Source organism: Wielerella bovis, from assembly GCF_022354465.1.
In the GTDB taxonomy this organism is placed as follows: Bacteria; Pseudomonadota; Gammaproteobacteria; order Burkholderiales; family Neisseriaceae; genus Wielerella; species Wielerella bovis.
In genome coordinates, this window is record NZ_CP092361.1 from 1105700 (window position 1) to 1131665 (window position 25966).

Sequence of the window (25966 nt, forward strand, 5' to 3'; positions counted from 1 at the left end):
TCTAATCAAGCCGCAGTCTGCTAAAATCCGCGTTTACGTTTTTCAATTATTAAATAAGGAAAATAAAATGAATGATGCTACACAACCTAATCCATGGCTGGGTATGTTGCCTTGGCTTGCTGTTTTTGCGGTAATGTATTTTATTATGATTCGTCCGCAACAAAAACGCGAAAAACAACGTCAAGCCATGATTAGTACTTTGAAAAAAGGCGACCGTGTTTTACTGTCATCTGGTTTTTATGGTCGCGTGGTTAAAACGGGCGAACATATTTTTTCTATTGAATTGGGCAAAGGTTTTGTAGTGGAAGTGGAACGTAATGCTATTTTGTCTAAAGCAGAAGTTCCTGCTGAAAACACACAAGTTTCTGCCGAATAATTTTTCAGGCTGCCTTATCTATCAAAAAGGCAGCCTGAAAACCGATTTTTATCTTCCAAACAAAGGTTTGATTTGAAATGAACCGTTATCCTCTTTGGAAAAATTTGCTGATTATTTTTACCATTATTGTGGCGATTATTTATACATTGCCCAACTTATATGGTGTTACCCCAGCAATTCAAATTTCCACTAATCGTCAGTCGCTGGTGATTAATGAAGCAACTGAAAAAACTGTAACTGAGGCGCTGCAAAAAGCAAATATTGCTCATGATGGTATGTTTTTTGCAGGAGGCAGCCTGAAAGTTCGTGTTAGTGATGCCAACAAAATTTCGGCGCGTGATGCGATTGATAACGCATTGGGCGAAGGTTATATTGTGGCACAAAACCAAATTGCAGATAGCCCAGAATGGCTGGAAAAAATTGGTGCGAAACCGATGTTTTTGGGTTTGGACTTGCGTGGCGGTGTGCATTTTACAATGCAAGTGGATATGAAAGCGGCTTTGGAAAAAACGCTTGACCGTTATGCAGGTGATGTGCGCCGTCAATTACGTAGTTTAGGCATTCGTTCTGGCACAATTCGTAAAACAGCTGATAGTTTGGTCATTCCGTTCCAAGATGCGGCTGATTTGCAAAAAGCGTATCCTGAATTACAAAAATTGTTGGAAGGTGCAACATTGAGTACTGAAGACAATAATGTAACTATTACGCTGCCTGAAACTTTGTTGCAACAAATTCGTACTGATGCGGTTAAACAAAATATTACGACATTGCACAATCGTGTGAATGAATTGGGGACTTCTGAACCTGTGATTCAACAAGCAGGTGCAGATCGTATTGTGGTGCAGTTACCAGGTATGACCGATACTGCCAAAGCCAAAGATATTATTGGGCGCACGGCAACATTGGAAGTTCGCATGGTGAGTATGGATGCGACTCAGTTTGCACAAGCGCAAGCAGGGAATGTTCCCGCTGGCTATGAATTGCTGAAAGACAAAGAAGGTCATTCTTATTTGGTCAGTAAACAAGTGGAATTGACGGGCGATAATATTAACTCGGCGCAAGCAGGTTTTGAGCCACAAACTAATCGTCCTGCTGTGAATTTGGCATTAGATGGTGCGGGTAGTTCTATTTTTGCGGATTTGACTGCTGCCAATAAAGGCAAAATCATGGCGATGATTTTGATTGACCAAGGGAAGTCTGAAGTCATTACTGCGCCGCGTATCAACGATACCATTACAGGGGGACGTGTCCAAATTACAGGTATGCAAGGTACGGCAGAAGCCAATGATGTTGCGTTATTGTTACGCGCAGGTTCGCTGGCTGCACCAATGGAAATTGTGGAAGAACGTACGATTGGCCCATCTTTGGGTGCGGAAAACATCGCTAAAGGTATCAATTCAACTGTATGGGGCTTTGTGGTCGTTGCTGTATTTATGATGATTTATTATCGTCTATTTGGTGTTTTTTCAACGATTGCATTAGCATGCAATTTGCTGTTTTTATTCTCTATTTTGTCAGCATTGCAAGCCACTTTAACTTTGCCAGGGATTGCCGCAATGGCTTTGACTTTGGGTATGGCGATTGATGCTAACGTATTGATTAATGAGCGTATTCGTGATGAATTACGCGAAGGCAAAAAAGCACAAGTGGCGATTAAAGAAGGTTATGACCATGCGTGGAATACCATTTTGGATTCCAACTTAACCTCGTTAATTGCTGGTGCAGCATTGTTAATTTTCGGTTCTGGGCCAGTGCGAGGTTTTGCGATTGTGCATTGCTTGGGTATTATCACGTCTATTTACTCATCGGTGGTGGTATCGCGCATGATGGCAAACTGGTGGTATGGTCGTCGCCGTAAATTGCAACACTTGTCTATTGGTATTCGCGTGCCAGCTGTAGTTGATGCGCCCGAAACGCTGCCATCTGTGAAGGAGTAAAATATGGAACTATTTCATTTTAAACGAGATATTCCGTTTATGAGCTATGGTAAGCTCACTACGGCGATTTCTTTAATAACTTTCATTTTGGCAGTAGTATTTTTATTAACGCGCGGCTTGAATCTGTCGGTAGAATTTACGGGCGGTACCTTAATGGAAGTGGAATATTCACAACAACAAGGTGCGGATTTAAATCAAGTGCGCCATAGCCTAGACAGTTTGGGTATGGGCGAAATTCAAGTACAGGCATTGGGTACAAATAAGCATATTATGATTCGCTTGCCTAATACTGAAAATTTATCATCTGCCCAGTTGTCTAATAAGGTAATGGATATACTGAAAAAAGAACGTAGTGATGTGTCTTTGCGTCAAGTGGAATTTATTGGACCTGCGGTGGGCGATGAATTGGTCAGCAATGGTTTAACTGCACTGGTTGTGGTGATTTTAGGCATTATTGCTTATTTGGCGATGCGTTTTGAATGGCGATTTGCCATATCTGCCATTATTGCCAATGCGCATGATATTGTGATTATTCTTGGCTGTTTTGCCTTTTTTCAATGGGAATTTTCGCTGACTGTATTAGCTGGTGTGTTGGCGATTTTGGGATATTCCGTGAATGAATCGGTGGTAGTGTTTGACCGTATTCGTGAGAATTTCCGCAAAGGGTCAATGCGAAACAAATCAGTGAATGAAGTTATTGATAATGCCATTACTGCCACAATGGGTCGTACGGTGATTACACACGGTTCTACGGAGGCTATGGTTATTTCCATGCTGATATTTGGTGGGGCAGCGTTGAAAGGCTTTGCAACCGCGCTGACGATTGGGATTGTGTTTGGCATTTATTCTTCTATTTTGGTGGCAAGTCCTTTGCTATTGATGTTAGGTTTGAATCGCAGTAATGTGGTTAAACAAGAATCTGAAAAAGAAGAAATTGTGGTATAAATTAAATATAATCCATGAAAAAAGGCAGCCTGAAAAATATTTTTTCAGGCTGCCTTTTTTCATAGTTGTCAAAAATAGAAATAACACTGTACTATTTTTTAGCCAGCTATATCCAGTTATGCCTGACTATCCAACCAACGTTCTGCATCCAAAGCTGCTTGGCAACCGCTGGCTGCGCTGGTAATGGCTTGACGATACACATGGTCTTTCACATCGCCAGCCGCCCACACACCTTCAATATTGGTTGCACCAACATTGCCTTCATTACCACCGCGTGTGATGAGATAACCTGTTTCATCCATATCTAACTGACCTTTGAAAATATCAGTATTTGGTTTGTGTCCAATCGCAATAAACACACCTTTGACTGCAATGTCTTCGCTGCTACCATCGTTATGTTGCAAGCGAGCCCCTGTAACGCCCATATCATCGCCCAAAATTTCTGCTAGTTGCGCATTGGTTTTCAGCATAATTTTGCCTTCTTCCACACGTTTCATCAATTTTTCCACCATGATTTTTTCAGCGCGGAATGTATCACGGCGATGAATCAGTGTAACCGTATTGGCAATATTGGCTAAATATAAAGCTTCTTCCACCGCAGTATTGCCACCACCGACAACAGCCACATCTTGACCTTTATAGAAAAAACCATCACAAGTTGCACACGCAGAAACTCCTTTCCCTGCAAAAGCCTCTTCGCTTGGTAAACCCAAATATTTGGCGGATGCACCTGTCGCTACAATCAATGCATCACAAGTGTACTCGCCCATATCGCCAGTCAATTTAAATGGACGATTGTGTAAATCCACCGCATTGATTTGGTCAAATACAATTTCTGTACCAAAACGTTGTGCATGATTTAAAAAATGTTCCATTAATTCTGGACCTTGTATGCCATTAGCAAAGGCGGGGTAATTGTCCACGTCGGTGGTTGTCATCAATTGACCACCTTGTGCCATGCCAGTAATGATGACAGGCTGTAAATTGGCGCGTGCAGCATAAACCGCAGCGGAGTAGCCTGCTGGACCAGAACCAAGAATGATGAGTTTGTGATGTTGTGCCATGAATTTGTCCTTGTGTAAATAAAAAAGCGAGTGAATTGTACCATAGCTGGTAATTACAAAGTGTTTCTATAGTGGATTAGGTTTAACAGAATGGGGCAGCAAATTATTTCAGGTACAAAACTTTGCAAAACCTATTCAGTCTGCTTGAAGTTGTAGGACAGATACTTAGAACCTGTATTCACAATCTTAATAACTTGCTTTTATCGCCACTTTATGCGCTTACTGTGTTAACTTTTCATGCCAATATGTTCAATATATTGGCATGAAAAGTCGCCTTGTATCCGCAAAAATTGTCAATAAAATCAAGCAATCAATCTTATGAATACAGGTTCTTATATTTGAAAGATTTTCTAAATAAAAACAACTGATTGATAAATATAGAAAATGTTGGATTAAAAAATCTAACCTACAATTTTAGATTTTACAAAGTTTTCAGGCTGCCTAATATGTTAGGCAGCCTGAAAACTTTTATCCTAAATATAGATTATTGTTTTTTCGCACCAAATGCACCCAAAATGTCGTCTGTGCTTTTTGAATTGAACACACCACCCATTTCAGCAGCTTTAGGACCGAAGAAACGACCTTGTACTTCTACATCATTTTTAGTACCAGAGAATCCATTACCTGAGATTTTGCCTTCTACCGCAATGTCTTTAACTTTATTAACATCAACAGTAACATCGCTAACACCATAGCCTTTGGCAGTATTTTCAATAATGGCATTTCTCATAGCAGATTTTGTTGCATCAACATCGGCTTTAATTGTACCAGTAACTGTTTTCGCACCATAATCCACATTGAATTGAGTTGTACCAATAATTTTATTAGGGTCTAATGGAGAGTTGGTTGTACCATTTGCATAATAAATAGCGTGACCTTTGTATTCTGCTTTACCTGTTGTTGGCATATCAGCATTATCAGTCAATTTACCATGTGCAATCATGGTGTCAATGAACTCAGCTTTGTTCGTTGGTTTAATATCTTCTCGTACACGATTTACAACACCAAACCAAGTATAGCTGTAGCCGCCACGACTAGATTGGAAAACAGATTCAGGAGAGAACAAGATATATTCTTCTTCTGTAATAGGGTCTTTTTCTTTTTTGCCTTCACCTTCAGTTAATACATTTAAACGAGGTGTTTGCGCAGCTTTCATCAACAAGATTTCTTTGCCATCAACAATCACTTTATCCAATTGGTCGCCACTTAATACATGTTTGGTATTGCGCAACTGTGGTTGTTGTGTCGCCACGCCACCCCAATTAAATTCTGTATCAAAGCTCATTGATTTATCAAAGTTGGCATCAGTATATTTAACTACGGAGCTGCTGTTATTAGAAGTAGAAGGTGCTGTGGTATTTGTATTGGTAGTTGAGCTATCTGTATTGCTAGCAGTGCCTGAATTGCTAGAACCACTTGAAGCACTACTACCGCCGCCAGAACTTGTTGATAATGATAAACCTTTATTACCACCACCGCCACAAGCTGCTAATAGTACCGCGCAAGCACAAATTGTTAACTTTCCTAAAAATCGTGTTGTCATGATGTAAACTCCAAAAATTTCAAAAATTGATGTTAATGCAAACGCCAAACGCCAAACGCCATAAACGTCAAACGTAATATTTGTTAAGCATTTTCCCGACCATCTTTGTTAATTATAGCGTGAAATTTTGTAAAAAGGAAATATTTAAATTATAAGGATATTCTGAAAGATATGTAATATGAAAATGGAGTGATATCATATATATCATTTCACAACAAAATAAAATTATAGTAGATTATTCTAGGATAGAGTAATCTTGAATTTAGCTTGCCACTTTGAAGTATATACATGAATTTTTATGAAACTGAAGAGGTAGCCTAAAAATATAGGTAGTTTGGATATTTGTATCTGACAAATTCTGTGATTTCATCGGAAAATGTTGGATGCGAATATTTGACCTACGGAGAACTTGGCAGGTTTGTTCCAAATAGTCATGGGGAGATGGATTTCAGGCTGCCTGAAAATTTTTGTTGTATACTGAAAGGCAGCCTGAAAAAAACAAGATTTTATAAATGATTTTAAGATGAGGAATATACAATGACTGACACACGCCAAAATCGCGCTGCCAATGCCTTGCGCGATGTTCAGATTACGCCGAATTTTCTGCCCTACGCGGACGGTTCGGTTTTGATTGCTTGCGGCAACACGAAAATCATTTGTACCGCTACGATTGATGAAAATGTCCCCTCTTTTTTGCGTGGCAAAGGCGAAGGCTGGGTAACGGCAGAATACGGCATGTTGCCCGCGTCCACCCAGTCGCGCATGAAACGCGAAGCGGCGGCAGGCAAACAATCGGGTCGCACGCAAGAAATTCAGCGTTTGATTGGGCGCAGCCTACGCGCTTGCGTGGACATGAAAAAATTGGGCGAACGCCAAATTCTGATTGATTGCGATGTGATTCAAGCGGATGGCGGCACGCGCACCGCAAGCATTACGGGCGCGTATGTGGCGTTGAAAATCGCGGTGGCGAAAATGTTGGCGGACGGCAGGCTGGCTGAAAACCCGCTTACAGGTAGCGTGGCGGCTGTGTCGGTGGGTGTGGTGGGCGGTGTGCCTTTGCTGGATTTGGATTACCCCGAAGATTCAGGCTGCGACAGCGATGTGAATTTGGTCATGCTCAATGCGGAAAAAATCATTGAAATTCAAGGCACGGCAGAAGGCGCTGCGTTCAGCATGGCGGAATTGGCGGAATTGATTGCCTTGGGGCAAAAGGGGATTGCGGCATTGACGGTTTTGCAGGAGAAGGCGTTTCAGGCTGCCTGAAAATGAGTAAATATCTATTTTTAAAAATAAAATCATGGCGATTTTGGCTTATTGGCTATGTTTTGCCGATTGCGATAATGTTGGCGATGGCGTGTTGGCGAGCTTATGATTTAATCATGAATCCGCCGCAATTATTGGTTTCAGAACATGAATTTGCTGCAGATTTTGGTTTTGTTTTTGCCGTATTGGTCTTATTTTTGACGGCATTGTGGCAATTTTGCGCTTTTTTATACCATTTAATCAGCAGCCACCGCCAGAAAAAACAGCACACCCCTGAACAATGGCGCAATCATGTGAAATTAAGTTGGCTATTATTGATTGAATTTATTTTGTATCCCATTGTGATAATTGGTATTTTTATTTTGGTGGAAAATTTATTTTATCGTGTACCCTGAATTTTCAGGTAGCCTTTCACTACACGACAAATTTTGTTTGCCAACAAGCTGTCCCTCCCCCGTCCTAAACGGGGGAGAGCTAGGGAGGGGGAAATCGGTGGAGCAAATGAATTTTTTGAAAATCAACGAACCACCCCCACTCTAACCCTCCCCCGCTAGCGTGGGAGGGAACAGGTTTCAGACAGTCTGAAAGATTTTTGTCGTTACTGAAAGGTAGCCTGAAAATTAACATGAAAGAAAAACCATGAGCAAACAACAAGATGACGACAACCGTGAAGACACCATGCGCCTAGACAAATGGTTGTGGGCGGCACGCTTTTTCAAAACGCGCTCTTTGGCGAGCAAGCATATTGAGCTGGGTCGCGTGTCGGTCAATGGCGTGAAAACCAAAACCAGCAAATACATCGTCGTGGGCGATGTGGTGGATTTAACTTTAAATTCATTGCCCTATAAATTGAAAATCCTTGAGCTCAATCATCAGCGCAGACCCGCGCCCGAAGCCCGTTTACTCTATGAAGAAGACGTGCAAACTGTCGCCCAACGCGAAGCGCAAAAAGCACTAGACCAAGCCAGCCGCATTACCGCTGCTTATCCAGATGGTCGCCCCACCAAACGCGACCGCCGCCAATTGGATAAAATGAAGCGTGGCGATTGGTCATTTTAAGCCAAAACTTTGTAAGAACCTGTATTCACAATCTTAATAACTTGTTTTTATCGCCACTTTATGCGCCTACTGCATTGGCTTTTCATGCCAATATGTTCAATATTGGCATGAAAAGTCGCCTTGTATCCGTAAAAATTGGCAATAAAATCAAGCAATCAATCTTATGAATACAGGTTCTAAAACTCAAAATTATAGGTCGGATTCTTGAATCCAATATTTGTTTTTTTATTTAAAATCTTCGGATACGACTATCTGACCTACAAGTTTTCAGGCAGCCTGAATGGCTTTGACCAAGGTTTCAGTCAGCCTTCTCGTCCGTCTAAACGGGGGGTGGTAAGCCATGGCGCATAACGAATAAAATAAATCAACAATGATGCGGCAAACAATACGGCTGATAATCGAAGAGAATGAACATACGCTGTTTCGTTAATAAACATCATAATAGCAGCGAATGCTCGCATAATAGTGGCTGCAATCATTAACCAAAATGCGGTAGGCAAATATTTGGGGGCAGGGTAAAGTTGTCGTGCGGTGTGTCCCAATGCGGTGCGTGTCATCATGCTGAGGGTCAGTAAACCAATGCCACCAACCGCAATTAAGTGTACGCCCAGCGAGGTAAATTGTGGTGCGATAAATCCTAATGCCATGCCTATCATGCCGAGTGAAGTTAAACCATAACCTGCGTGCAATGTCCATAACATTGGTTCGGACAGAATTTCTTTTTGAAACCAACGTTTGGTTTGTAAGCAACCTAAAATTCCTGCGTACATAAGCAGATAAAATGACAGGGCAACGGCAGTTTGTGTCATCATCAAGATTGCGGCAAGCATGGGTGCGATAAGCGCGGAATGAACGCGCCATGCTGGGCTGCTGATTTGTGGCGTGTTCAAGCGGCGTGAGGTAAAAAAGGGAATGATGCGATTGCCGATTAAACCGATGAAACCTGATACCATCATTAAACCAGCGAATAAACCATTGTTTAATGCGCTGCCGTTCATATTGAATAGATAAAAGTGAAACCATAAATGCGTGAAGCCGAGCATTACAAGAGCAAAAACGGCAATGTAGTTGCGCGAATTTCGGCTACGCCAAATGGCAGTTCCCATGCAATGTGCAGCGAGAAAATAGAATGCGGTACCAAATAATCCTGTTAAAAATGCGCTGGGTAAAAAAGTGGTTAGGCGAGCTAATAACCATAAAAATACCAATGTCATCAACATTTTACCTCGCGTTGGTGCTTGTCCTGTCCATGTTGCACCAGCGGTTAGCAAAAAGGCGACGACAATCGTACCAGCATAGCCCCAAATCATTTCGTGCGCATGCCAAAAATAAGCGGGCATGCCACGCGTGCCTGTATAGCCGAAACCCCATAATAAAATGGAAATGACGGCGTACAATGATGTCAGTAAATACAGAGGGCGAAATGCCATCGCCCAAACAGGGTGATTAGGGCAAAAATAGGTTTGCAAATTTTTCATAATATGGCTCTTTCTAGGCAATGGTTTGAACTGTGATTTTAAGATTCGTAAAATATGAACATTATGAAGGTGGATTTTACACGCAGTGAAGGTAAATTGCTATTTTCAGGCAGCCTTTATTGTTGATATATAGCTGTGTAAAACCAATGAGTATATAAACTGGATTATATTAGCGGAAAACCTGTATTCTATTGAATACTATCTCATTACCCATTTGTCAGGCAGCCTGAAACCTAAATTAAAAAGGAAAAACAACATGATACCCTACGGTAAACAAACCATTTCCGAAGCCGACATCGCTGCCGTTGTCGCCACACTCAAGTCTCCTTATCTAACTCAAGGCAATAAAGTTCCCGAATTTGAACAAGCATTGGCACAATATTGTGGCGCAAAATACGCCGTTTCCGTCAACAGCGCGACTTCCGCGCTGCATATTGCCTGTCTTGCACTGGGTTTGGGCATAGGCGATGTGTTGTGGACAACGCCCACCACCTTTGTCGCTTCCGCCAATTGCGCCTTGTATTGTGGCGCGAGCGTGGATTTTGTGGATATTGACCCGAAAACATTCAATATTTCCATTCAACATTTGGCTGAAAAATTAGCCCAAGCCAAAATTGCAGGCTGCTTACCGAAAATTGTTGTGCCTGTACATTTGTGTGGCGAACCCTGCGATATGGCAGCCATCAAACAATTGGCGGACGAATACGGCTTTAAAATCATTGAAGACGCGTCACACGCGATTGGTGCAAGCTATCGTGGTGGCAAAGTGGGAAATTGCGAATTCAGCGACATCACCGTATTCAGTTTCCATCCTGTGAAAATCATCACCACCGCCGAAGGTGGCTTAGCAAGCACCAATAATGCTGATTTAGCAAACAAAATGGCGCGACTGCGTTCGCATGGCATTACACGCGAAAGCAGCGAAATGGTAGGTGAGCCAGATGGCTCATGGTACTATCAGCAAATAGATTTAGGCTATAACTACCGCATGACTGAAATGCAAGCCGCGCTGGGTTTGAGCCAATTATCGCGTTTGGATGAATTTGTGGCGCGCCGTCATGTGTTGGCAGCACAATATGATGATTTATTAGCGGATTTACCTGTGGGTTTGCCATTCAGGCAGCCTGAAAATGTATCGGCTTTGCATTTATATCCCATACTGGTTGTGCCTGAAAAACGCCGACAAGTATTTGATTATTTGCGCCAAAATGGCATTGGCGTAAATGTGCATTATATTCCTGTGCATACGCAACCGTATTACCGCGAACAATTCGGTTTCGCGCACGGCGATTTTCCCAATGCGGAACATTATTATGCACAAGCAATCAGTTTGCCCTTGTATTTTGATTTATCAGATGATGAACAAAAACAAGTGGTTGAGACATTGAAACGTGCATTACAGGCAGCCTGAACATGACCCTAGCGATTATCCCAGCGCGTGGTGGCAGCAAACGCATTCCACGTAAAAACATTAAATTATTTAACGGCAAACCCATGATTGCTCACAGCATACTCGCCGCGCAAAATTCAGGCTGCTTTGAACGCATTATCGTTTCCACCGATGATGCGGAAATTGCCGAAATTGCACAACAATATGGCGCGGAAGTGCCATTTACGCGCCCAGCCGAATTGTCCGATGATTTTGCCACCACAGGCGCGGTTATCGCCCATACAATTGATTTTATGCAAAAACAAGGAGGTTGGCACGGCGACATCGCTTGCTGTATTTATGCCACCTCGCCCTTTATTCAGGCTGCCGATTTGCAAATTGGCGCAACAAAATTGCGTGAAACGGGCGCGGATTTTGCCTTTTCTGTAACCGATTACGCTTTTCCCATTCAACGCGCTTTGAAATTGGATGATGTGGGCGAAGTGGCGATGTGGCAGCCTGAAATGTTTGCCGTGCGCTCGCAAGATTTGGCAACCGCTTGGCATGATGCAGGGCAATTTTATTGGGGAACAAGCACCGCATGGCTCGCGCAAAAACCAATTTTTAACAGCAAAAGTGTGGGTGTGAAATTGCCGCGTTATCGTGTGCAAGATATTGATACTATTGGTGATTGGGAATACGCAGAATTGATGGCGAAAGTGTTGCTAGAATAGAACGAATAGGTTTCGGGGAAACTGAAAATTTTGCAAAATCCATTCAGGTAGCCTGAAATTTTGTAGCACCTGTATTTTTAACTCTTATTAGGGTTAAAAATACAGGTGCTACCATTTGAGTTTTGCAAAGGTTTTAGCCTGTATTCATCATCTTAAGTTTTCTTCTTTATTATAGTTGTTTCAAATACAAATAGTGCTACAGTGTTGCCAACACTCTAGTGTTGTCGCTTTGTCCGTGTTAATTTGAAGCGACTATCTTACTTCATACGACTACAATATTGCTTTTCAAGCCAATAGACCCGAAATTGGCTTGAAAATTTGCGTTGCATTATATTAATATGGCAAATATGGATTCTTAGAACCTGTATTCACAATCTTAATAGCTTGCTTTTATCGCCACTTCATGCGCCTACTGCGTTGGCTTTTCATGCCAATATGTTCAATATAGGCATGAAAAGCTGCCTTGTATTCGCAAGTGTGTCAATAGAATCAAGCCACCAATCTTATAAATACAGGTTCTTAAAATGCTTTACCCAATTCTACAAAAAATTGTTGTTTGTTGTAGCGATACAAAAGATGGTTACTTTGTTGTCGACTAGCAACCCACGCTAATTTGGGCATTAAGCCGTTCCATTGTATTTTATTGTGTGCAAAAGTAACGTAACTACTTAATTGGCGGTCTTTACGTCGCTCATTCAAAAACCAATCAGGAGCATCATAACGTCGTGTGGATGCTGTTATATTAACTGATGTTTCTAGGCCTTTCCAATAATTTATCCAGCCTAATCGTGTTGCTCGACGAGAATTAGCTGAACTTTTATCTCGTGCATTTTCACGCAAAAAGTCTGCACCAAACAATAAGATATTGCTTGGATTAACTTGATATTGAAAAGTTTGTGAAATTAAAAAGCTGCTACCGTCCAAAAAATTGCGTTGATTGTGTTTATTGTAGGCTGCGCGTACATTGGTAAAACTATACCATTTTTGCGAGAGTGGGCGGTTGTGTCGCACACGCATGCCATATTGCTGTGAATATGCTTTGCCACCAAACCAGCGTTTTTCGTAAATAGGTAAAATACGCCATTCTCGTTTGGCATTGCGGTGTGATATACCTAAATGCACTCCGATATTTAAATCATTATATTTGCTTTTGTTTTGGTAATGTTTACCATAAACTTGGCTACCCATAAGCAGAGACCAATTTTGTTTTAATGGAATTTTTTTGTCAGCAGTGAAATCATAAGATATGCCTCGAGCTTTTTCTGGTGGTGGAAAATTCCAAGCCCCAGTTGTTGTTTCTACAACTGTTTGATTAGGTGCATTGTTGATATTATTCTCACTTAAATAATTCAGGCTGCCTGAAAATTTCCATTTTTTTTGTTCTTGAAAAAACTTTTTATGTTGTTGTAAAACCTGATGAATTTCTTGGGGAAGATTGGAGTCTTGATTGAGAATTTCAACTTGTTCTTCTGCATCAAGATAACGAGCATCTTGCAATAAAGTTTGCATCAAATCAAAGCGAACAGGTGCAATATGATTTTGATTTTCTAAAATATTTTCATATAAACCAATTGCTTTATTGAGTTGTCCATCGGATTGAGCCAAACGTGCTTGTGCATATTGCGCTAAAATTTCATCTTTTTCGGTAAGCTGTAAATATAAAGGTAACAACAGCCGTACTGCATTCATATCTCGTGTCAGAACGGCTGAATCCAGCGCGTGTTGGAGTAGTTCAGGTTCATTTAATAAATCTTGCGACCGTATTTCACGCACATTTTCTGTATTTGATGTGTCATCTTTTGTAGGAATAAGTGACATCTCCTGCGATTTTTCAGGCAAGGCAATGTCCCAATGCTCACTAGGTTGAATTGTATCTAAAGTATGTTGTAATAACTGTGGGGCATTGGGTAAATTTGGAGAACGTATTTCGGGCATATTTTTTATATCTGATGCGGTTATCTCCATGTGTATTTCTGGATTTTGGTGCTGTTTTTTTAATACTGCAAAGTCTTTATATCCGCTAGATTGCACTGTATTCAAAGTATCTTGCCATGTTTGAGCGGTATTCAATAAATCTTGTGAATGTATTTCAGATGCATGTTCCGTTTTTGATGCGTTTTCGTGTATATATATGTTTGGATTTAATTGTGATTTTTCAGGCAAGGCAATATCCCAATGTTCGTTGGGTTGGTTAGATACAATAGAAGTTTGCGCCGTTGCAACTCCACAGCTTACTGAATACATCAAACACGACAATATTTTTATTTTCATAATGATTTTCCATAAAGTCAAAAACGGTTTCAGGCTGCTATATTCAATTATGCTGCCTGAAACCATTATTATAAACCTGAATTATTGTTTTTTCGCGCCAAATGCACCGGCAAAGTCAGGTTTGTTTTTTGTTCCTTTGTGGAAAGTACCACTCAATTCTTCTGCGGCAGAACCAAAGAAATGACCTTGCATATTTGTGCCATTATGTGTACCACTAAATGCATTACCAGAAATCGTGCCTTTTAATGCTACGCTATTGGCTTTAGGAATGCTCACTGTTCCATCAATCGTTTTATTGCCATAATTCACATTAAATTTAGCACTACCTGTATCCCAACCATCTGTTTGATTGCTAGCATATACAGCATGACCAACATAGGTAGCAGTACCTGTTGTTGGAACTTTATTGGCATCGGTAAATTGACCATGTGAAATTAAATAGAAAGAGTCTTCATTGTGAGGTTCATATACGCCAAAACGAGTGTAACTGTATCCACCATGTACTTTTTTGTAATCTTGATTTTTTGCATTAATGGTGTACCAAGAACCTACTTGAATACCAGGATCAATCAAAGTTAATTCTTTGCCATCAACTATGATTTTATCTAGATTATTGCCAGAAATGGGTTTATTTGTGCCATATTCACTAAAATTCCCATTTTTATCTATGAATTTCGTTGCACTACCTCCAAATTTGGTAGTATTTTGATTTGCGGTTGTGTTTTGTTGATTTGAACCGCTATTTGAGCCATTGTTATTTGGCTGATTTACTGTTGGATTTTGTTGATTTGCACCATTATGAGGAGCAGGTTTGGTTGTTGTTGGGCTACCTCCACCACTACTACCGCAAGCTGTTAGAAAAACTGCGCATGCACATGCCCCTAGTTTCCAAAAAATTTGTTTTGTTTTCATGGCAAAACTCCTGTTTTATAAACACAAATAAATTCATAGGATGATTAAGCTAGCGCTCAATCGCGTGTAATGTTATGTAGTTAAAAATGGGGCGTCAAGAGTTATAAAGAAAAGAAAGGAAGTTTGTTGTATTTTTACAAAATTAAGGTTTAAAGCTGCTTTAATATTAAGCAATTAATGAGTTGAATTTGTAAAATAATCATAATAAATCAATTATTTGAATTTTAACTTAATCAAAGCCTGTTTTAGGCAGCCTAAAACCTATATTTGAGAATATAACTTATAGTTTAAAAAAATATTTTATTATATTTCAATTAATTATGATTTAATGCTATTGGTTTCAGTATATAAAGATATAAAGTACTTTTAATTTCCATAAATTGACAAAATCGTCAAGTTCTATATAGATGCTAAAAACCTATATTCATCATTGTAATAGCTTTATTTTATCACTCTGCTGGGTTGGCTTTTCACACCAACTTGAACGAATTGGCAGTAAAATTAAGCTATCAATCTTATGAATATAGGTTGTTCTATTCAAATTATTGTTTTTTTGCACCAAATGCGCCCATGGCCTCAGGATTATTTGGTGTACCTTTGTGGAATGTTCCACCAACTTCTTCGGCATTAGGTCCAAAGAAACGGCCATTCATTTTATAGTTATCGTATGTGCCACTAAAGGTGTTGCCTGAAATTGTACCTTTTAGATTTACTGCAGGAAAATGACGATTTAGGCTGGTAATACTGGCAGCAACATTTTTTGTACCATAATCTACTTCAACAACAGCTTGACCTTTTGCCCAGCCATTTTGTTCTTTTAATACAGGATTAATTTTATTAGTTACATCCAGATTATTAGTTGTATAGGTATCGCCATAGACTGCCTCGCCTATATAAGTGGCTTTACCTGTAGTAGGTACTTTGCTGGTATCGGTAATTTGACCGTGTGCAATTAAATTGATACCATGAATGTCTTGATCTTTGTTTTGGGTATAAACACCAAAGCGTGTATAGCTCAAAGATGCGTTAATCAGGCGTTTCTCTTGTAAATCTTTTGTATTAATCCATTTATCACTTATGTTGAGCGGAACTAAAGTTACCGTTTTACCGTCAATAATAACAGTATTCAAGTTGTTGCCTGAAATGTTTTGTTGCGTACCAAATTTGGTAAGTACATTGTTTTTACTACTCTCTGTAGCTTGAACTATGATGCCACTAAAATTTTTGTTGGTGTTGTTGCTGCTATTAGTGTTTTTTGGGGTAGCAGGTGTATCTTTATTGGTACTGCTATTTGAACTGTTGCCTGCATTGGTATTTTTTGGGGTAGCAGGTGTATCTTTGCTGGTACTGCTATTTGAACTGTTGCCTGCACTGGTATTTTTTGGGGTAGCAGGTGTATCTTTGCTGGTACTGCTATTTGAACTGTTGCCTGCACTGGTATTTTTTGGGGTAGCAGGCGTATCTTTGCTGGTACTGCTATTTGAACTGTTGCCTGCATTGGTATTTTTTGGGGTAGCAGGTGTATCTTTGCTGGTACTGCTATTTGAACTGTTGCCTGCACTGGTATTTTTTGGGGTAGCAGGTGTATCTTTGCTGGTACTGCTATTTGAACTGTTGCCTGCACTGGTATTTTTTGGGATAGCAGGTGTATCTTTGCTGGTACTGCTATTTGAACTGTTGCCTGCATTGGTATTTTTTGGGGTAGCAGGTGTATCTTTGCTGGTACTGCTATTTGAACTGTTGCCTGCATTGGTATTTTTTGGGGTAGCAGGCGTATCTTTGCTGGTACTGCTATTTGAACTGTTGCCTGCATTGGTATTTTTTGGGGTAGCAGGTGTATCTTTGCTGGTACTGCTATTTGAACTGTTGCCTGCATTGGTATTTTTTGGGGTAGCAGGTGTATCTTTGCTGGTACTGCTATTTGAACTGTTGCCTGCACTGGTATTTTTTGGGGTAGCAGGTGTATCTTTGCTGGTACTGCTATTTGAACTGTTGCTCGCATTTGTGTTGGGGGCTACTGTTACATTTGTATTCGCGCTGTTGATTGGCGCATTATTATTGCGACCACTACTACCGCATGCAGCTAATAAAACTGCACAAGCACAAGTACCTAATTTCCAAATAATTTGTTGTTTTCTCACTTCAAAGCTCCTAAATTTGTAAACTTATAAAAGAAGATTGAGTTTTTACTCAATCTAATGTAATCCTAACCCATTTTTTATTCTATCGTCAAGCATCTACATTAAACTATATATTTGGGCTAATTGAAATGTATGGTAGTTGGTTAAAATCGAAATAATACGCAGCCTGAAACCTTTGCAAGACCTATTCAGGCTGCCTGAAAACGCGTAGGTCGGATTCTCGTATCTAACATTTTTAATAAAAACAAATATTTGTGTTCAGTATGAGAAATGTTGAATTCAAGACTCTGACCTATAAGTTTGATTTTTGTAAGGTTTCAGCCTGAAAACAAAAAACCGCGTGAAATAATTGATTTCACGCGGTTTAAATTTGGTGGGTCGGGTGGGGTTCGAACCCACGACCAAGGGATTATGAGTCCCCTGCTCTAACCCCTGAGCTACCAACCCAAGTGCAAAGAAGCTGTGGATTATACGACACATCATCCAACAATACAAGACTACAATCACCGCCTGCGCTATAATCAATCACCTCACAAGGAGCGCAAAATGGACAGCCTGAAAACACTCATCTTGGTATTGACACCCATGTTTATCGGATTTTGTGTCAAACTACCCCAATCCTATCTAAAAATATTAGACAAAATACTTAATCTATTGGTTTACACAATCTTATTACTCATAGGCATCGGATTAGCTCGGATAGACAATCTATTTGCACAACTCAACCACATCGCAGGTTACAGCATACTTTTATTTATTCTAACCATCGCTTGCAACTTATTTATTTTAGGTTTATTTGACAAAATACATCCTTTTGAATACGTCAAAAAAAGCACAACAAAATCACACAAAATCGGCATATTAGGCAGCCTGAAACAACTCGCCACAGCCTGTTTAGGTATCATCATCGGACAACTACTCCCAACAAGTATGCATCCACCCGAAAGTACAGGCACATATGCACTTATGTTATTGATTTTAATTGTCGGCATACAATTACGCAGCAACGGCATTCCTCTGCAACAAGTATTGCTGAACAAACGTGGTCTTCATACTGCATTATGGTTCATTCTATCCTGCTTATTAGCAGGCAGCATTTTCGCACTCATCTTGCCCGATGTTTCATTAACACAGGGATTAGCATTATCATCAGGTTATGGCTGGTATTCGCTATCAGGCATCATCATGACCCAAGCCTATGGTGCCACATGGGGAAGTGTTGCATTGCTCAACGACCTCATGCGTGAATTTTTTGCGCTAGCCTTTATTCCATTGATTATGAAACGCTATCAAAGCACCGCAGTAGGTGTTGGCGGCGCAACCAGCATGGATTTTACCTTACCGATCATCCAACAATCTGGCGGATTAATGATTGTCCCTGTAGCCATCAGTTTTGGTTTTATCGTCAATCTAGCTGCACCCTTTCTCATGCTGATTTTTTCTACTTTATAACCGAAATATTTTCAGGCTAAAACCGTTACAAAACTGTTCAGGCTGCCTCTATATTATTGATAAATAGGCAGCCTGAAAGATAGTGTACATATTTAGTTACCGTGTACTACTTTAAAGAGTCATAATGAACAAAGAGTCATAATGAACGAGCAACGCTGTCTTATTTTATGCAGCTATACAATATTGGCATATTCCATACTGTACAAGATACGCCTTTCCTCAACCTAAATCTAATCCACTATACTTATCTGTTTATGTTACAATTATCGGTATTTATGCCTTATACATAGCCATGCAACCCGATTTTACGCGTCCCATTCTTGCCATAGATACCAGCACAAATTACCTTTCACTAGCATTGAGTAATGATAAAAACGTGCATCTTCATCATGAAGAAGTAGGCAATCAACAATCCAAAATGATTTTGCCACAAATCAGCGAATTATTGGTGCAAGCCAATCTTCATATAAGCGATTTGGGCGCGATTGTGTACGCAAAGGGTGCGGGTGCATTCACAGGATTACGCATCGGCATTGGCATTGCACAAGGCTTAGCCACACCATTTAATATTCCACTTATCGGCATACCGTGCCAAGATGCAGTTGCTTATATGCAGCCTGAAAAAACGTGCGTACTTGCTGCAACCGATGCACGCATGGGCGAAGTATTTTATGTATTTTTTGATACACAAAATCATATCCGATTAAGCGATTATCATGTAGGGAAGGCCAGCGAAATTAGGCAGCCTGAAAATATGACAGCTGACCAAGTTTGTGGCGTAGGTAATGCTTATTCATTGGCAAATGTACCGCCATTTTCAGGCTGCCCTCTTATGCCAACCGCCGCCGATTATTTAGCATTGGCAAAAACAGGGCGATATGTCGCAACAACGCCAGAACACGCAGAATTATTATATGTCCGTGATAAAATCGCCTTAACCGCTGCCGAACAAGCAGCACGCAAACAACAGGCAGCCTGAAATATGAAATTGAATCATGGAGTAGGGCAAGCTGCCGAAGATGCAGCACTGATATTTTTACAAACACAAGGTTGCGAACTCGTCGCCCGAAATTGGCACTGTCGCTATGGTGAAATTGATTTGATTATGAGTTCAGGCAACACATTGTTATTTATAGAAGTAAAGTTTCGTAAAAATGATAAATTTGGTGGCGCAGCATACAGCATTACACCTGCAAAACTCGTTAAAATGCAACGCGCTGTTGAAACTTATTTGCAACAAAATCCACATACAGGCGCTTGTCGTTTAGATGCAGTGCTGCTACAAGGCAATCAAGCACCGCAATGGATTCACAATATTACAGGATAATCACAAATGTCTACATTAAACGAACGTGTCGCCGAACACTTTGAAGAAAGTATTAAAACCAAACAGTTAGCGCAAAAAGTGATGACGGATGCTACTGCCGAAGCAGCCGAATTACTGTTCAATACATTGGCAAACGATGGCAAAATCCTAATTTGTGGCAATGGTGGTTCCGCAGCTGATGCACAACATTTTGCTGCCGAAATGACAGGGCGTTTTGAAAAAGAACGCATGGAATTAGCAGCCATTGCATTGAGTACCGATACTTCTGCACTCACAGCCATTGGTAATGACTATGGCTTTGACCATATTTTTAGTAAACAAGTTCGTGCATTAGGTCGTGAAAATGATGTACTGGTAGGGATTTCCACATCTGGCAATTCCGCTAATGTGATTGAGGCGATTAAAGCTGCTCATGAACGTGGTATGAATATTGTTGCCATGACGGGACGCGATGGTGGCAAAATCGCAGCGATGCTAAAAGACGGTGATATTTTGCTGAATGTCCCTTATCCGCGTACTGCACGCATTCAAGAAGTGCATATTTTATTGATTCATGCAATGTGCGATTGTATTGATACTATGCTAACCGAAGGTATTTGATTACATTTGTCTAAATCTATACTTAATTTACTTAATGTGGCAGCCTGAAAAATAATTAATGAGGAATATTTTATGACTAAATTACCACGCAGCCTGAAAGTGTTTATATTGGCAAGCGTAATCACAGGTACATTAAACGCATGTAGCACTGCTACTCTTGTTGGTGGTGGTATTGCAGCAGGTGCGGCAGCAGATTTTGCAGTGGATCGCCGTTTAGCTACAGCGCAACTTGATGATCAAGCAATGGAATTGAGTGTTAAACAACGCGCTTCATCACTTGTAAAACAGTCTAATCCGCAAAGTACAACAACGTTTTCGGTTATCAGCTATAACCGTAAAATTTTCTTGATTGGACAAGCTGCTAATCAGCAGGAGCGATTGTTGGTAGAACAAGCTGCGCGCACAGAAACCAAAGCTACCAGTGTTTACAATCTTATCCAAATTTTGCCTACGGTACGCACCGTTGCTAATATCAATCATGATACATGGATAACTTCAAAAGTACGTACGCGCTTATTGGCTTCTGGTGGTGTGTATCCAGGTCATGTAAAAGTAGCAACATTCAATGGTATTACCTATGTTTGGGGTTTATTAACACCTGCTCAGCAAGCAGCAACCACGCAGGTTGTTCGTACGACTTCTGGTGTGCGCCAAGTTGTTACTTTGTATGAAACTTATTATCCAACCAATACTTATCAATAAATCATATTCTAACGTAGGATTTAGGTAGTTTTCAGGCTGCCTAAATTGGAAATACTCATGGCAAAAACAGAAAAAAAATCACGCAGTTTTACCTTTGGTAATTTTTTGCTTTCTTTACTTGTATTGGGCTTATTTGTCGTTATTGGCTTGATGGTTATGCTCTATTTAGAGCTATCGCGAACACCTGAAACTACTGCTGCCAATTATCAACGTCAGCAAGAGAAAGTATCACAAGTACAAGTTCTCTCACCCAATGATAAAATGGGAGATAATCCTGTTTATCGGGATAAACAAGCTTCGGCTCCACAAGTGCTGGATACACCTAAAGAAGCTGTGAGCCCAGAGCCTGTTGAAATGGTGGCATCTGAGCCAGTAGAAAAAATTAATAATGCTGCTCTGAGTAATGGTGTAACTGCAAAAAAAACTAATACAACACCCAAGAAAAATAGTGATTCTGTAACGCGAAAAAACAATCATAACAATGATGTTGTTGCAGTAGAAACACCGCTTGAACCTATTAATAAACCTAAAAAGCCTGCGCAACGTGCTTCGGATAATAAAGAGCGAGAACTGAAGCCAATTAATGCCCGTCCAGCACGCACGCAGCCTAAAAATTCAGATACGAGTGCGATTAATGATTTATTTTAAGCAAAATGAAAATATTTTAGGATTATTTTATTGACAAATGGTATCAAGGTTTATATAATTCAAATTTATTCGGGTCGTTAGCTCAGTCGGTAGAGCAGCGGACTTTTAATCCGTTGGTCGAGCGTTCGAATCGCTCACGACCCACCAGATTTTAGCAAGCCTAAACAATTGTTTAGGCTTGCTTTGTTTTATATTCAGATTATTGTTTTTTGAAAATTGAATTCACTATACAAAATGATGTAAAGCGAGTGGTTTACATGGTTATATGGTTTTCAGGCTGTCTTTTATTATCTAGTTTACATTGTGCTAAAAACCGTAAAAATCGGTGCATTTGATAGCGTAACAACCGCAATTTCTTTACAATATAATTTTACTCCAATACACACGAATGCAGCCTGAAAAACGATAAGGAGCGTGAAAATGGCAAGAAAATATTTTGGTACAGATGGCGTACGCAGCGAAGTGGGACAGTTTCCCATTACGCCTGATTTTGTAATGAAACTAGGTTGCGCATTTGGGCGAATTTTGATGCAAAGTGGTAAACATCATCAACCAACCGTCATTATCGGCAAAGATACGCGCATTTCAGGCTATATGCTGGAAACTGCATTGGTTGCAGGTTTCGCAGCAGCGGGTGTTAATGTATTGCAAACTGGTCCTCTGCCTACTCCCGCGATTGCCTATTTGACTCGTGCTTTTCGTTTAGATGGTGGTGTCATGATTTCTGCTTCACATAACCGATATTCCGATAATGGCATCAAATTTTTCGCCGAAGGTGGCGTTAAATTAAGTGATGAAATGGAATTGGCGATTGAAGCGGAATTAGAAAAGGAAATGCACACATTATCATCTGCACAATTAGGACGTGCACGCCGTATTAGTGGTGCAGATGACCGCTATATTGAATTTTGTAAATCCACTTTCCCTTCAAATATGGATTTACGTGGTTTGAAATTGGTGGTGGATACCGCCAATGGTGCAGGTTATCATACTGCTCCCAAAGTTTTTCACGAATTGGGCGCAGAAGTCATTGCTATTGGCAATGAACCCAATGGTTTCAATATCAATGATAAAGTGGGTGCGACTTACACCAAAACATTACAGGCTGCCGTATTACAAAACGATGCAGATTACGGTATTGCTTTGGATGGCGATGGTGACCGTTTAATGATGGTGGATAAACATGGCGTAGTGTATGACGGCGACAAATTGATTTATGTCATTGCCAAAGCGCGAGCAACACAAGGTTTATCGTTTGGTGGCGTGGTTGGCACAGTAATGAGCAATTTGGCAATGGAAAAAGCACTAAATGGACGTGGTATTGAATTTGCGCGTGCCAAAGTAGGCGATCGCTATGTATTGGAACAACTGCATGAACGTGCGTGGCTGATTGGTGGAGAAGCCTCTGGGCATATTTTGTGTATGGACAAACACAATACAGGCGATGGTACCATTTCCGCATTGCAAGTTTTGGCAGCATTGAATATTTTAGGACAGGATTTGCATGCTGCGATTGATTGGCAACCATATCCACAAACCATGATTAATGTGCGCATTCAAAAAGGTCAAGATTGGCAAACAGCTTCCCAAGAAGTATTAGCGCAAGTGGAAACGGAATTAGGCGAACGTGGTCGTGTGGTATTGCGCGCTTCTGGTACAGAGCCTGTGGTACGGGTTATGGTGGAGGCGGAACAAGCCGTTTTGGCAGAACAATGTGCCAATCGTTTGGCTGATACCATTCGCGCTGCTTGATATTTTTCAGGCTGCCTTCATATTTAAGGCAGCCTGAAAAATAAGAATAAATATTCATTCATCTAATAATGAATACAGATTCTATCATCCATGGATTTCAGGCTGCCTGAAATTCTTTTTGTTTAATTTTCTATTTTGAATTTGAAAGCCGCTATGCTCGCACTATTGGAAAATTTTTTCATACAATTTGGATATGTCGCCGTATTCTTTGTTTTGGTGCTGTGTGGTTTTGGTGTGCCCATTCCCGAAGATATTACATTGGTGGCTGGAGGGGTAATTTCAGGGCTACACTATACCAATGTACATATTATGGCGATAGTGGGTTTTGGTGGTGTCATGGTTGGTGATGGCATCATGTTTTTATTGGGTAAATTTTATGGTGAACGCATTTTGCGCTTTAAACCTGTTGCACGATTAATGCCACCAAAACGCTATGCACAAGTGCGACAAAAATTTGACCGATATGGTAATCGCGTATTATTTGTTGCCCGATTTTTACCTGGGTTGCGCAGCCCCATCTTCTTAACGGCTGGTATGAGTGGCAAAATATCATTTTGGCAATGGTTGATGATGGACGGATTTGCCGCTTTAATTTCTGTACCTGTATGGGTTTATTTGGGTAATTATGGTGCAGAAAATAAAGATTGGCTGATGCAACAAGTTCATCGTTTTCAACATGGTTTATACATTGTGTTGATTCTTGGTGCAGTTGGTTTTGCGCGATATTGGTGGAAACGCCGTCAAGCTTTATTGGCTCGTAAAATGGCATTGCTAGAAAAACGTCGCCAACGTCGTTTGGCTAGACAAGCAAAAGCATCGGAAACACAACAATAAACATCAAAACCGAAACATAATTGTTTCGGTTTTTTTTATTTAAATTTTCAATTTAATAAGAATAGGCAGCCTGAAAGTTTTATAATCTCTATTCATTTATTTTCTGGGGAAACATCACCATGATTACGATTAATACTTTAAAAAACATGAAAGCCAATGGTGAAAAAATTGCCATGCTGACTTGTTATGACGCCAGTTTTGCTGCCTTAATGAATCGTGCAGGCGTAGATATGTTATTGGTTGGCGATTCTTTGGGTATGACCGTACAGGGATACAGTAGTACTTTGCCTGTTACATTGCAAGACATGATGTATCACACCGCTGCTGTTGCACGAGGTAACGAAAACGCGCTGATTGTGGCAGATTTGCCATTTGGTGCATATCAGCAAAGTAAAGAGCAAGCTTTTGAAGCATCAGTTAAATTGATGCAAGCAGGTGCACATATGGTTAAATTAGAAGGTGGTGCATGGATAGCTGAAACCACAGCATTTTTACAGCAACGTGGCATCCCAGTATGTGCACACATTGGCTTAACGCCACAAGCAGTTAATGTATTTGGTGGTTATAAAGTACAAGGCAAAGGCGATGCAGCGGCACAACAATTATTGGCAGATGCCAAAGCCCATGAAGCAGCAGGCGCGGCGATTGTATTGATGGAATGTGTACCTGCTGACTTGGGTAAACAAGTTACCGAAGCCGTTTCTTGCCCGACTATTGGTATTGGTGCTGGTGTAGATTGTGATGGGCAAGTCTTGGTTATGCACGATATGCTGGGGTTATATCACGGCAAAACGGCGAAATTTGTACGCAATTTCATGGAAGGTGCGCCGACTATTCAGGCTGCCGTAGAAGCTTATGTGGTAGCTGTGAAAAACAAAAGTTTTCCTGCAAAAGAGCATACATTTAGTGCCTAAATCATTGATTAGGCTGCCTGAAATCTTATTTTTCGCAATTGTAGTGGATTCAATTTAAATCAGAACAAGGCGACAGAGACCGTTGTGTACACATAGTATAACGCGAGTTCGGGATAAGAAATAAATTAAGCATTTGTTTTAATAAAAAATCTTCCGTAGGGTGGGTGCTTGCACCCACGAGTTTACCGTAGCATTATTGAGAATTTGATTTCAGGCTGCCTGAACATGGTGGATGCAAGCACCCACCCTACGCAAGTCATTTATTTTCATAGAATTTTTAATTTTTCTTATCCCGAGTTCGCGTTAGTAATAGTCGTAGAAATGAAAATGCAGTACAAGGCGACAACGTCCGCCGTGTACGAATAGTACATAAGGGCGTTGGTAACGCCGTACTGCATTTTCATTTCTACGACTATATATTTTTCATAAAATCAAATTATCAATCTTACGAATACAGATTGAAATCTGTGCAAAACTTATTCAGGCAGCCTGAATAGATTTTGTAAAAATACAATCCATTTCTTAATGTTTTTTTACTGTATTAATTGAAATTAACTGAAATCTTCAAATCTTTCATTTAGTTTATCTATAAAATATATTTAAAAATCAATAATATAAAATTATTTTGAATAAACATTCAATAAG

At 40.3% G+C, this 25966-nt stretch carries 26 protein-coding genes and 2 tRNA genes; 21 read left to right on the forward strand and 7 right to left on the reverse strand.

The window, feature by feature from the left end; translation table 11 throughout:
- Positions 1-67 precede the first annotated feature (67 nt).
- The 3 genes from yajC to secF all read left to right on the forward strand — a co-directional run bounded on the left by yajC (position 68) and on the right by secF (position 3258).
- Positions 68-376: a preprotein translocase subunit YajC gene (yajC, locus tag MIS45_RS05475; protein ID WP_430472089.1), complete on the forward strand. Its 309-nt coding sequence runs from the start codon at positions 68-70 to the stop codon at positions 374-376.
- A 77-nt stretch (positions 377-453) separates the two neighbouring features.
- Positions 454-2313 carry a protein translocase subunit SecD gene (gene secD, locus MIS45_RS05480; protein WP_249451287.1) on the forward strand — a complete coding sequence of 620 codons (1860 nt, stop codon included), beginning with the start codon at positions 454-456 and terminating at the stop codon, positions 2311-2313.
- 3 nt (positions 2314-2316) lie between these two features.
- A complete protein-coding gene (gene secF, locus MIS45_RS05485) occupies positions 2317-3258 on the forward strand; it encodes a protein translocase subunit SecF (protein WP_249451288.1) in 942 nt (313 codons plus the stop codon).
- Positions 3259-3374: 116 nt separating this feature from the next.
- Here the strand turns inward: secF and trxB are convergent, their stop codons facing one another.
- Entirely contained in the window at positions 3375-4322 is a 948-nt protein-coding gene (gene trxB / locus MIS45_RS05490) for a thioredoxin-disulfide reductase (protein WP_249451289.1), read from the reverse strand.
- A gap of 484 nt (positions 4323-4806) precedes the next feature.
- Positions 4807-5607 carry a transferrin-binding protein-like solute binding protein gene (locus MIS45_RS05495; protein WP_249443669.1) on the reverse strand — a complete coding sequence of 267 codons (801 nt, stop codon included), beginning with the start codon at positions 5605-5607 and terminating at the stop codon, positions 4807-4809.
- Between the two features lie 118 nt (positions 5608-5725).
- Between MIS45_RS05495 and MIS45_RS05500 the strand changes: the two genes are divergently transcribed.
- The 4 genes from MIS45_RS05500 (at position 5726) to MIS45_RS05515 (ending at position 8187) form a co-directional block, all read left to right on the forward strand.
- The gene (locus tag MIS45_RS05500) at positions 5726-5872 is read left to right on the forward strand and encodes a hypothetical protein (protein ID WP_249443670.1); all 147 of its coding nucleotides are present in this window, start codon (positions 5726-5728) and stop codon (positions 5870-5872) included.
- Between the two features lie 530 nt (positions 5873-6402).
- Positions 6403-7128 carry a ribonuclease PH gene (gene rph / locus MIS45_RS05505; protein WP_249451290.1) on the forward strand — a complete coding sequence of 242 codons (726 nt, stop codon included), beginning with the start codon at positions 6403-6405 and terminating at the stop codon, positions 7126-7128.
- A 2-nt stretch (positions 7129-7130) separates the two neighbouring features.
- Entirely contained in the window at positions 7131-7523 is a 393-nt protein-coding gene (locus MIS45_RS05510; RefSeq protein ID WP_249451291.1) for a hypothetical protein, read from the forward strand.
- A gap of 244 nt (positions 7524-7767) precedes the next feature.
- Positions 7768-8187 carry an RNA-binding S4 domain-containing protein gene (locus tag MIS45_RS05515; protein ID WP_249451292.1) on the forward strand — a complete coding sequence of 140 codons (420 nt, stop codon included), beginning with the start codon at positions 7768-7770 and terminating at the stop codon, positions 8185-8187.
- 302 nt (positions 8188-8489) lie between these two features.
- On the opposite strand, the gene MIS45_RS05520 is transcribed toward MIS45_RS05515, so the two are convergent.
- The gene (locus MIS45_RS05520; RefSeq protein ID WP_249451293.1) at positions 8490-9665 is read right to left on the reverse strand and encodes an NnrS family protein; all 1176 of its coding nucleotides are present in this window, start codon (positions 9663-9665) and stop codon (positions 8490-8492) included.
- A 256-nt stretch (positions 9666-9921) separates the two neighbouring features.
- On the opposite strand from MIS45_RS05520, the gene pseC reads away from it, so the two are divergent.
- Together pseC and pseF are read left to right on the forward strand one after the other, a co-directional pair.
- Positions 9922-11076 (forward strand): UDP-4-amino-4,6-dideoxy-N-acetyl-beta-L-altrosamine transaminase, encoded by a 1155-nt coding sequence (gene pseC / locus MIS45_RS05525; RefSeq protein ID WP_249451294.1) that lies wholly within the window; start codon positions 9922-9924, stop codon positions 11074-11076.
- A 2-nt stretch (positions 11077-11078) separates the two neighbouring features.
- On the forward strand, positions 11079-11768 hold the full coding sequence (pseF, locus tag MIS45_RS05530; protein WP_249451295.1) for a pseudaminic acid cytidylyltransferase: 690 nt from the start codon (positions 11079-11081) through the stop codon (positions 11766-11768).
- A 519-nt stretch (positions 11769-12287) separates the two neighbouring features.
- On the opposite strand, the gene MIS45_RS05535 is transcribed toward pseF, so the two are convergent.
- From MIS45_RS05535 to MIS45_RS05545, 3 genes are all read right to left on the reverse strand, one after another.
- Positions 12288-14039, reverse strand: a complete 1752-nt coding sequence (locus tag MIS45_RS05535; protein WP_249451296.1) for a surface lipoprotein assembly modifier — start codon at positions 14037-14039, stop codon at positions 12288-12290.
- A gap of 81 nt (positions 14040-14120) precedes the next feature.
- A complete protein-coding gene (locus tag MIS45_RS05540) occupies positions 14121-14951 on the reverse strand; it encodes a Slam-dependent surface lipoprotein (protein ID WP_249451297.1) in 831 nt (276 codons plus the stop codon).
- Between the two features lie 542 nt (positions 14952-15493).
- Entirely contained in the window at positions 15494-16081 is a 588-nt protein-coding gene (locus tag MIS45_RS05545; protein ID WP_249451298.1) for a transferrin-binding protein-like solute binding protein, read from the reverse strand.
- A 76-nt stretch (positions 16082-16157) separates the two neighbouring features.
- Here MIS45_RS05545 and MIS45_RS05550 point away from each other — a divergent pair, with 76 nt between their 5' ends.
- Positions 16158-17114 carry a hypothetical protein gene (locus tag MIS45_RS05550; protein ID WP_249451299.1) on the forward strand — a complete coding sequence of 319 codons (957 nt, stop codon included), beginning with the start codon at positions 16158-16160 and terminating at the stop codon, positions 17112-17114.
- A gap of 349 nt (positions 17115-17463) precedes the next feature.
- On the opposite strand, the gene MIS45_RS05555 is transcribed toward MIS45_RS05550, so the two are convergent.
- Positions 17464-17539, reverse strand: a tRNA-Ile gene (locus MIS45_RS05555).
- A gap of 99 nt (positions 17540-17638) precedes the next feature.
- Between MIS45_RS05555 and MIS45_RS05560 the strand changes: the two genes are divergently transcribed.
- The 11 genes from MIS45_RS05560 (at position 17639) to MIS45_RS05610 (ending at position 25687) form a co-directional block, all read left to right on the forward strand.
- On the forward strand, positions 17639-18544 hold the full coding sequence (locus MIS45_RS05560) for a LysO family transporter (protein WP_249451344.1): 906 nt from the start codon (positions 17639-17641) through the stop codon (positions 18542-18544).
- Between the two features lie 292 nt (positions 18545-18836).
- On the forward strand, positions 18837-19523 hold the full coding sequence (gene tsaB, locus MIS45_RS05565; protein ID WP_249446384.1) for a tRNA (adenosine(37)-N6)-threonylcarbamoyltransferase complex dimerization subunit type 1 TsaB: 687 nt from the start codon (positions 18837-18839) through the stop codon (positions 19521-19523).
- A 3-nt stretch (positions 19524-19526) separates the two neighbouring features.
- On the forward strand, positions 19527-19871 hold the full coding sequence (locus tag MIS45_RS05570; protein WP_249451300.1) for a YraN family protein: 345 nt from the start codon (positions 19527-19529) through the stop codon (positions 19869-19871).
- 6 nt (positions 19872-19877) lie between these two features.
- On the forward strand, positions 19878-20471 hold the full coding sequence (locus MIS45_RS05575; protein ID WP_249443682.1) for a phosphoheptose isomerase: 594 nt from the start codon (positions 19878-19880) through the stop codon (positions 20469-20471).
- A gap of 72 nt (positions 20472-20543) precedes the next feature.
- Positions 20544-21173, forward strand: coding sequence for a BON domain-containing protein (locus MIS45_RS05580; protein ID WP_249445032.1), 630 nt, complete (start codon positions 20544-20546; stop codon positions 21171-21173).
- A 57-nt stretch (positions 21174-21230) separates the two neighbouring features.
- Positions 21231-21821 carry a hypothetical protein gene (locus MIS45_RS05585; protein ID WP_249445031.1) on the forward strand — a complete coding sequence of 197 codons (591 nt, stop codon included), beginning with the start codon at positions 21231-21233 and terminating at the stop codon, positions 21819-21821.
- 71 nt (positions 21822-21892) lie between these two features.
- Positions 21893-21968 (forward strand) — tRNA-Lys (locus tag MIS45_RS05590).
- Positions 21969-22241: 273 nt separating this feature from the next.
- On the forward strand, positions 22242-23573 hold the full coding sequence (gene glmM / locus MIS45_RS05595; RefSeq protein WP_249451301.1) for a phosphoglucosamine mutase: 1332 nt from the start codon (positions 22242-22244) through the stop codon (positions 23571-23573).
- A 153-nt stretch (positions 23574-23726) separates the two neighbouring features.
- The gene (locus tag MIS45_RS05600) at positions 23727-24407 is read left to right on the forward strand and encodes a DedA family protein (protein ID WP_249446232.1); all 681 of its coding nucleotides are present in this window, start codon (positions 23727-23729) and stop codon (positions 24405-24407) included.
- 119 nt (positions 24408-24526) lie between these two features.
- A complete protein-coding gene (gene panB / locus MIS45_RS05605) occupies positions 24527-25321 on the forward strand; it encodes a 3-methyl-2-oxobutanoate hydroxymethyltransferase (protein WP_249451302.1) in 795 nt (264 codons plus the stop codon).
- Positions 25322-25489: 168 nt separating this feature from the next.
- A complete protein-coding gene (locus MIS45_RS05610) occupies positions 25490-25687 on the forward strand; it encodes a hypothetical protein (RefSeq protein ID WP_249451303.1) in 198 nt (65 codons plus the stop codon).
- The last annotated feature ends 279 nt before the right edge of the window (positions 25688-25966 follow it).

Coding starts and splice junctions, on each gene's coding strand:
- MIS45_RS05600 (WP_249446232.1), top strand. CDS start 23,727: ATGCTCGCACTATTGGAAAATTTTTTCATACAATTTGGATATGTCGCC.
- glmM (WP_249451301.1), top strand. CDS start 22,242: ATGGCAAGAAAATATTTTGGTACAGATGGCGTACGCAGCGAAGTGGGA.
- MIS45_RS05585 (WP_249445031.1), top strand. CDS start 21,231: ATGGCAAAAACAGAAAAAAAATCACGCAGTTTTACCTTTGGTAATTTT.
- MIS45_RS05575 (WP_249443682.1), top strand. CDS start 19,878: ATGTCTACATTAAACGAACGTGTCGCCGAACACTTTGAAGAAAGTATT.
- pseC (WP_249451294.1), top strand. CDS start 9,922: ATGATACCCTACGGTAAACAAACCATTTCCGAAGCCGACATCGCTGCC.
- secD (WP_249451287.1), top strand. CDS start 454: ATGAACCGTTATCCTCTTTGGAAAAATTTGCTGATTATTTTTACCATT.
- MIS45_RS05580 (WP_249445032.1), top strand. CDS start 20,544: ATGACTAAATTACCACGCAGCCTGAAAGTGTTTATATTGGCAAGCGTA.
- rph (WP_249451290.1), top strand. CDS start 6,403: ATGACTGACACACGCCAAAATCGCGCTGCCAATGCCTTGCGCGATGTT.
- MIS45_RS05535 (WP_249451296.1), bottom strand. CDS start 14,039: ATGAAAATAAAAATATTGTCGTGTTTGATGTATTCAGTAAGCTGTGGA.
- secF (WP_249451288.1), top strand. CDS start 2,317: ATGGAACTATTTCATTTTAAACGAGATATTCCGTTTATGAGCTATGGT.
- panB (WP_249451302.1), top strand. CDS start 24,527: ATGATTACGATTAATACTTTAAAAAACATGAAAGCCAATGGTGAAAAA.
- MIS45_RS05495 (WP_249443669.1), bottom strand. CDS start 5,607: ATGAGCTTTGATACAGAATTTAATTGGGGTGGCGTGGCGACACAACAA.
- MIS45_RS05570 (WP_249451300.1), top strand. CDS start 19,527: ATGAAATTGAATCATGGAGTAGGGCAAGCTGCCGAAGATGCAGCACTG.
- yajC (WP_430472089.1), top strand. CDS start 68: ATGAATGATGCTACACAACCTAATCCATGGCTGGGTATGTTGCCTTGG.
- MIS45_RS05560 (WP_249451344.1), top strand. CDS start 17,639: ATGGACAGCCTGAAAACACTCATCTTGGTATTGACACCCATGTTTATC.
- MIS45_RS05520 (WP_249451293.1), bottom strand. CDS start 9,665: ATGAAAAATTTGCAAACCTATTTTTGCCCTAATCACCCTGTTTGGGCG.
- tsaB (WP_249446384.1), top strand. CDS start 18,837: ATGCAACCCGATTTTACGCGTCCCATTCTTGCCATAGATACCAGCACA.
- MIS45_RS05550 (WP_249451299.1), top strand. CDS start 16,158: ATGATGCCACTAAAATTTTTGTTGGTGTTGTTGCTGCTATTAGTGTTT.
- MIS45_RS05540 (WP_249451297.1), bottom strand. CDS start 14,951: ATGAAAACAAAACAAATTTTTTGGAAACTAGGGGCATGTGCATGCGCA.
- MIS45_RS05515 (WP_249451292.1), top strand. CDS start 7,768: ATGAGCAAACAACAAGATGACGACAACCGTGAAGACACCATGCGCCTA.
- trxB (WP_249451289.1), bottom strand. CDS start 4,322: ATGGCACAACATCACAAACTCATCATTCTTGGTTCTGGTCCAGCAGGC.
- pseF (WP_249451295.1), top strand. CDS start 11,079: ATGACCCTAGCGATTATCCCAGCGCGTGGTGGCAGCAAACGCATTCCA.
- MIS45_RS05510 (WP_249451291.1), top strand. CDS start 7,131: ATGAGTAAATATCTATTTTTAAAAATAAAATCATGGCGATTTTGGCTT.